This window comes from bacterium (genome assembly GCA_024228115.1).
In the GTDB taxonomy this organism is placed as follows: Bacteria; Myxococcota_A; UBA9160; order UBA9160; family UBA6930.
This window is the reverse complement of sequence record JAAETT010000662.1, coordinates 1-7,137: the sequence shown is the minus strand read 5'-3', so window position 1 is coordinate 7,137 and position 7,137 is coordinate 1. Positions and strand designations below refer to the sequence as shown.

Genomic DNA, 7,137 nt, shown 5'->3' with positions numbered 1-7,137 from the left:
AGATGACAGCCTGTGCGGTAGAATCCGGCTTCATGAAGGGGCCCTTGTTGAGGGGAAACGCGTGTTGCAACTCGTTTCTACCGCAACTGGGGCCTTCTTCAATTCAAGACCACGACTTCTTCATGAATTATTCGCGCTAGCTCAAAGACCACGAAAACGGGCATGTAGAGTCCAGTCGACCACCGAGGCCAAAGTGCGATGAACCGATCAGAACGACCGCCGCTGTCTGTTGCGATCTGCGTCCGGGGCGCAGGTTCCGACACTTCCCGCCGGGCCGCAGCTCTCGCAGGTCCGATCACATCGGGGGCGAACATAGGTAGCAAGAGAATCGCTCGATCCTGCTTCGACGGCGCGGACACGCATGGACCAAAGCGACATCCATCTTCGAGCGATGCGCACAGGGTGGTGTTGCTTGGTTCCCTCTTCGGATAGGAACCCGTGCCGAACGAGCCCACGAACGTGGGGCGTCGCGTCGCACTTGCGGAGGGAGCGGTGGCGATCCGCCGCCATGCCCTTTCGCAGCAGCGGCACGTTGATAGCTTTGTTTCGCCCCATGGGCCGATTCCGCGAGCGCACGCGGAGGCACCCCTTTGCATACCGATGCGAAGAGGAGTATTTCATCGATTGCATGAAGCAGAACGCGGAGAGCTGGTTCGTGGTCCTGGTTTCGGTGGAGGAGTGGAGTTCCGCAAGGAGATCGGAAGCACCATGGACAAGCTGCTGGCAGACCCTCATAGCGCCCGGTTGAACCCGGCCGAGCGGGTGGCCAACCAACGCCGCACTTCGGCGCGCTCGAGTTTCCGGGAGCTTCGCTCCAGGCAGCGCCGGATGCTGACGTGATGCTCCGCCCCGGCGAACCCGTTCTCGTGGCTGTCGATTTCTCGGTGGGTTCCGCGGCCGCATTACAATGGGCTGCCGAGCTGGCCCGGCTCGTGGGCGCGCCACTTCACGTACTGCACGTGGCGCACGATCCCGTCGATGAGCCGGGGAGTTATCTTGCGCGGGGCTCCGAGCACCCGGGACCCATCGAGGTGGTCGCCCGGCAAAGGCTCGAGGCCTTCCTGGCCGACCAGCGAGAGATCTTCGAGCTGCCCACGGACGGGGAGGGAATGATCATGGACGTGGTCGTGGGACTCCCCGTGAACAGGATCTTGGAGGTCGCCGAGCGCGAGCGGGTCCAGCTCATCGTCATGGGCGGCAAGGGGCGAACGGCACTCGCAGATCTGCTGCTCGGCTCGAAGGCGAATGGGGTGACGCAGGGTTCGACCCGACCAGTGGTCGTCGTCAAGAGCGAACCTGACGTGAGCGCGGAGGCCTAGTGTCGGAAAAGGTCGCGCTAGCCGAAACAGCCGCATCTTTGGCGAATGCGGCTCCCGATGAGGCCATGTTGTCGTTGGCAAGCGCACCGGAATGGCTGGCTCTGGCGACTGGCCTCCTGGGAGGTCTGGCCCTCTTCCTCTACGGCCTGGAGCTGATGACCAAGGCGCTCAAGGCCGTCGCGGGCCATCGCCTCCGAACACTGCTTGCCCAGCTCACGGTCAATCGCGTCGCGGGTGTGTTCTCTGGTGCCCTCGTCACCGCGATCATCCAATCCTCCTCGATCACCACCGTGCTGGTAGTCAGCTTCATCAGTTCGGGCTTGATGACTCTCTCCCAGTCCGTCGGGGTCATCCTCGGTGCCAACATCGGGACCACGGTGACGGCCCAGATCATTGCCTTCAAGGTGACCAAGCTCTCGATGGCGATGATTGCCGCCGGCTTCACCGTCTCCTTCCTCTCGAAGAAGGGATCCCTACGGCAGCACGGACTCGGGGCGCTCGGGTTGGGCCTGGTATTCCTGGGCATGACCCTGATGAGCGATGCAATGGCACCCCTGCGCGACTTTCCACCCTTCCTGGAGTGGATGGGACGGATGGAGCACCCGGCTCTGGCGATCCTGGCAGCCGCGCTCTTCACGGGCCTGGTCCAATCTTCCTCCGCAACCACAGCCGTGGTGATCGCGATGGCGAGTCAGGGCCTGATCGGATTGCCGACCGGCATCGCGTTGATCATGGGCGCCAATGTGGGGACGTGCGTGACGGCCTTGCTCGCTGCGATCGGCAAGCCCCGCGAAGCCGTGCGAGCCTCGTTGGTGCACGTGCTCTTCAATCTCCTTGGAGTCGCTCTCTGGGTCGGGTTGATCGACTGGTTGGCTTCTGCGGTCGTCAACATCTCTCCAAGCTCACCGGAGCTGTCGGGCGCCGCCCGCCTCGCCGCCGACACGCCCCGTCAGATCGCGAACGCCCACACCGCCTTCAACACGATCAATGCGCTGATCTTCCTGCCCTTCGCCTCCCTGCTGGCAGCCGCGGCGGAGCGACTCATTCCGGATCGTCCTCTTGCGCAGGAAGATGAAATCAGGGCGCAGCTCGATGAGGACCTGCTGGATACGCCCGTGCTGGCCTTCGACCAGGCCCGCCTGGAGATCGTGCGCATCGGAGAGAAGAGCATCCAGATGCTGGACGCCGTGTTGCCTGCCATGCTGCGCGGAGACGAGGCCGACCTCTCCAAGGTCGAGGAGATCGATCGTGGAATCGACCGCCTGCACCGGGACGTCGTCGAGTACCTCGCGCTCGCCAGTCAACGGCCCCTGATCGACGGGGAGACCGTCACCCTGATCGAGCTGGTCAGTGTCTGCAACGCCTTCGAGAATCTCGCTGACGTGATCGAGAGCGATCTGGTACGCCGGGGACGTGAGCGCCTCTCGGCCGAGATCGAGATCAGCGCCGAGACGACCCGTGTGATCGGCGAGCTCCACGCTCAGGTGGCCGCGGCCGTACGCATCGCCATGGCAGCCTTCGGGGCGAGCGACCCCGCCCTTGCCAGCCAGGTCCTCGAGCAGAAAGCGACCCTCAACACCCTCCTGGCCAAGGCGACGACCCATCAGGTGGGCAGGCTCGCGGCGTCCGACAGCCACCGGAGCCACGCCTACGCCGTCGAGAGTGACATGATCGAGGGTCTCCAGCGGGTTTTCTACTACGCCAAACGCATTGCCCAGCGCGTACTGGAGGCATCGAACCCGGACGACGCTTGAACATTCCGGGGTGGTTCCTTCGCAAACACTCGAGACATCTTCAACCAGATCCAGGGTCCAGAGATCCGGATTCGAGCCCGGCAGGAGCAAAGCCGGGGCTGATGTTACGCTCTCCGTAGACCGGCGGTGGGGGAACCATGGCGACGGGCTACAACTTCTACGCGATCTACTTCGAGGCCACGCGGCTCTGCAACCTGCGCTGCCCCATGTGCATGACGGGCAGCAACGAGGTTTCGCGGGTGCGGGCCAGCCGCGCGCGCGAGCTGGACCTGGACGAGATCCGCGAGCGGGTGCTGCTGCCGGCACGGAACCTGGGCGTGCAAGCCGTGGCCTGGAGCGGGGGAGAGTTCCTGCTGCGCAAGGACGCCCTCGATCTGCTGCGGCTCACGGTGGAGCTGGGTTACAAGGCCAGCCTCTGCACCAACTGCGAGTCCCTGGACCGCGCGCAGCTCCTGGCCATCAAAGAGGCCACCGGCGGGCGCGCAACCATCTCCGTGGGGCTCAACGCCATCGACGACGAGAACAACTGGAGCCGCGACGCGGAGGTGACCCGGACGCTCGAGGTGCTGGACGAATGCAAGGAGGTGGGCCTGGACCGGCACGTCATCATCACCATCGGCAAGCACAACGCCGACTCGTTCCAGAAGACCGTGGACTTCCTGGTCAAGCGCCGGATCTCGTACAACCGATCGCCGCTGGTGGCGCGGGGCTCCGGCCGGGAGCATTTCTCGGCTGCCGGCTTCGACCGCAAGGACATGGAAGACAAGTTCCATCCCTCCCTGCGTCGCCACATCAACGGCTACGTCAGCTACACGCCATACTTTCTGTCGCCCGAGCTCCACGAAGAGGTTTCCGGTGGCGCCCGGAACCGCACGGTTCCCCAGAACCCGCCCATCGGCTGCTGGTGCGGAAACTGGTTGGGCGTCACCGCCGAGGGAAATATCTCGGTGTGCCCCGTCCTGCTGGACGACCTGGACGGGGGCAACGTGCGCGACAAGCCCCTGGACGAGCTGGTCGTCTCGAGCCAGCTCTTCGAGGACGTTACGGATCGCACCCGGTTGAAGGGGCGCTGCGGCCGCTGCCGCTACCAGATCACCTGCGGCGGCTGCCGGGCCATGGCCTACTACCACAGCGGCGACTACATGGAAGAGGACCCGACCTGCTTCTTCGAGCCGGAGGACGAGACCACGATCAGCGAGCACGAGGCGGAGACGAACCGGCGCTTCAAGAGGTACCTGATGATCGCCCGCTACTCAGGCCAGTACGTACGCGTTCCGAAGGAGGACGCCGCGGAGTAGCGCGATGGCCTGGCGGGTTCAAGCCGGAAAGAACGGGGCGGCGGTCAGAGGCCCTTGTTCGGATTGATCAGGACCTTCTCGCCCGTAGATTGACGCCCGTACACGTGCACGGCCTCGAGCTGCAGGGCCTCGGCGAGCGAGACCTCCCGGGTGTAGTGACTGGCGAACGTCGTCTTGATTTCCCGTGCGACGCGTTCACGAAGTTCCTGTCCCTTTGCCGCGCCGATTCTCTGCAGGAAGGGCGTCAGCAGCCAACCTCCGATACTCCACGCCATTCCGTAGTTGCGGTTGAGTTCGGTGGGTGAGGTATCGAGGCCGCCGTAGATGTAGACCTGCTTGTGGGTCGTCGAACCGTAGCGGCTGAACTCCTTTGCCGTCCGGTTGGCCGCACGCTCCATGCAGGTCAGGATCTGGCTGGCGAGCCGGCCTCCGCCGGTCGCGTCGAAGGCCAGCGTTGCGCCGGTTTCGACCAGCGCATCGGTGAGATCCGCCATGAACTCGTCATCGCTCGAATTGCAGACATGCTTCGCGCCGAGGCCCCGCAGGAGATTGACCTGCTCGGGCTTGCGGACGATGTTCACGAGCGAAACCCCATCGGCCTGGCAGATCTTGTTCAGCATCTGACCGAGATTCGATGCGGCGGCTGTATGAACGAGCGCCGTGTGATTCTCGAGCTTCATCGTTTTGACCATGCCGAGCGCCGTCAGCGGGTTCACGAAGCATGATGCACCTTCGGCCGGCGTCGTCCCCTCCGGAAGCGCCAGGCAGAATGCAGCTGGGACGCAGCGCATCTGGGAGTACATCGATCCACCGATCAAGGCCACGGTGCGTCCCAGCAGGCTCTGCGCCAGCTCCGACGAACCGGCCTCGACGACGACTCCTGCACCTTCGTTGCCTACGGGCATGGATTGATCGACCCGCGGGGCGAGACCCCGCATCAAGCCTGCTGGAACCTTCGCATGGAGAATGGGACGGTCAGGACTACCGGATACCGTGGCGTTCGGGATATCTGCCGGCCCGAACAGCAGACCCAGATCCGACGGATTGATGGGTGCGGCTTCGACGCGCACGAGAACGTCATCGGCCCCAGGGGTGGGAACCTCCACTTCGGCCAGTGCTACCTCGAGAGTGGCATCGGCCTTGATCGTGGACTGCAGCTGTAGCGCTCTCGACATTGGGCTCCTCGAATTTCAGTTGGACGCGTGGAGCTTGGCTAGGCGAGGCCGAGCCGCTCCAGATCATCCTCGTCGAGCCCCAGGTAGTGGCCGATCTCGTGCTTGACGGTGATCTGGATCTGCTCGATCAACTCAGCCCGTGTGCGGCAAACCTTCTCGAGGTTCTTCTTGAACAAGATCACACGATCCATGTCTCGCGCCTGGGAGGTAAGGGCTGCCTCCGTACGCGGCACGCCGATGAAGATCCCCAGAATCTGGGGTGACACGTTCTGGCCTAACACCAGATCGTCGGCGGGGAAATCCTCGATCAAGCAGGGCACGTTCAGGGCGTACTCGCGAATCGAACGCGGCAGATCGCCGAGCGCATCCGCAGCGATCTGATCGAAATCCTCGGCGCTCGTGGCCGTCGGAAGGGGGAAGTGGTCCGCGTCCAGAGCGAAGGCTTGTTGGAAGGCGCGCCAGGCGTCGTCCTCCCGGTCGAGACGCTCGAGAACCAGGCCGAGATGATAGACGGCGTGAGCGGATTCAGGGTCCAGGGCCACCGCGTGGTCCAGGTGCCGCCGGGCCTCCTGGAGTTGACCAAGCTCGAATTCGATCTGACCTTCGAAAGCACGATAGACCGCGACATCTCCGGTGGTCTGAAGTGCCCGGCGCACCAGGAAGAGCGCGCCCTGGAGATCGTCGAGGTAGAAGAGCGACTTCGACTTCAGGTAGTAGATCTCACCTTCGGTCCCCTTGTCGGGCCGCGGCGTCTCATTCCCGCCCGAGAGCAGCAGATCGCAGTGATGGATGGCCTGCTCGAACTCACCCATCTCCTCGATCAAGAGCTCGGCGCGGTTCAAATGGGCCGTGACGAACTTGGGATCCGCCATGGTCGCGAGTTCGAACTGGTAGAGGGCCTCCTCGATCTTGCCCTCATCCCAGAGGATCTCACCGCGTCCGTTGTGCGCTTCGGCACCACCCGGATGGGCTTTCAGTGCTTCGTCGAGCCACGCCAGCGCCTCGTCGGTGCGTCCACCGTGAGAGGCTTCCATGGCCTGGTCGAGGCAATCCCAGTATCGATCCTTGTCGTTCATCTCTCTCGCGCAAAGGCCCGTCCGAGGCCTGGTAGCGAGAGCCAGCGTAGCAGACGCGCCCCTCGATCCGGTCTCAGGACGTCCGTCGATAAGATGATGTAAGTACTTGAAAATGAAGAACTAAAAAGATTCTTACCCGGTACCCGCGGGGCCATTCGACCGATGCGCAGAAGGGCCGGAAGAGGCCGGATTCGGCAGGCCCAGGGGGCCTGGGCGACGCTCGGCGGGGAGCGGCCCGGCCCGCCATCCGGGTTGCGGGAGAGGCCTCCCACCCCCCGGATGGCGATCTGAAGACCGCGGCGGTGGGTCGTGGCGCGCAATGGAACACGCCGCCCGACGCGGACTCGGAGTCCGAACTGGAGCTTGGCTGAGCGCTAGCCCGGAAAATTCATGAAGAAGTCTCGTTCTTGAATTGAAGAAGGCCCCAGTTGCGGTAGAAACGTGTTGCGACACGCGTTTCCCCTCAACAAGGGCCCCTTCATGAAGCCGGATACTACCGCACAGACTGTCACCTT

General features: G+C 63.7%; 6 protein-coding genes. 4 read left to right on the top strand and 2 right to left on the bottom strand.

Features of this window, described 5'->3' with window-relative positions; all coding sequences use genetic code 11:
- The first annotated feature begins 624 nt into the window (after positions 1-624).
- From GY937_27595 to GY937_27580, 4 genes are all read left to right on the top strand, one after another.
- Entirely contained in the window at positions 625-840 is a 216-nt protein-coding gene (locus GY937_27595) for a hypothetical protein (GenBank protein MCP5060479.1), read from the top strand.
- Positions 837-1,319, top strand: coding sequence for a universal stress protein (locus GY937_27590; GenBank protein MCP5060478.1), 483 nt, complete (start codon positions 837-839; stop codon positions 1,317-1,319). Before GY937_27595 ends, GY937_27590 begins: the two co-directional genes overlap by 4 nt.
- Positions 1,320-1,384: 65 nt before the next feature.
- The gene (locus tag GY937_27585; GenBank protein MCP5060477.1) at positions 1,385-3,073 is read left to right on the top strand and encodes a Na/Pi cotransporter family protein; all 1,689 of its coding nucleotides are present in this window, start codon (positions 1,385-1,387) and stop codon (positions 3,071-3,073) included.
- 137 nt (positions 3,074-3,210) lie between these two features.
- Positions 3,211-4,371, top strand: a complete 1,161-nt coding sequence (locus tag GY937_27580) for a radical SAM protein (protein ID MCP5060476.1) — start codon at positions 3,211-3,213, stop codon at positions 4,369-4,371.
- A 44-nt stretch (positions 4,372-4,415) separates the two neighbouring features.
- On the opposite strand, the gene GY937_27575 is transcribed toward GY937_27580, so the two are convergent.
- A complete protein-coding gene (locus GY937_27575) occupies positions 4,416-5,546 on the bottom strand; it encodes a zinc-binding dehydrogenase (protein ID MCP5060475.1) in 1,131 nt (376 codons plus the stop codon).
- Between the two features lie 38 nt (positions 5,547-5,584).
- Entirely contained in the window at positions 5,585-6,622 is a 1,038-nt protein-coding gene (locus GY937_27570) for a tetratricopeptide repeat protein (protein ID MCP5060474.1), read from the bottom strand.
- Between the last annotated feature and the right edge of the window lie 515 nt (positions 6,623-7,137).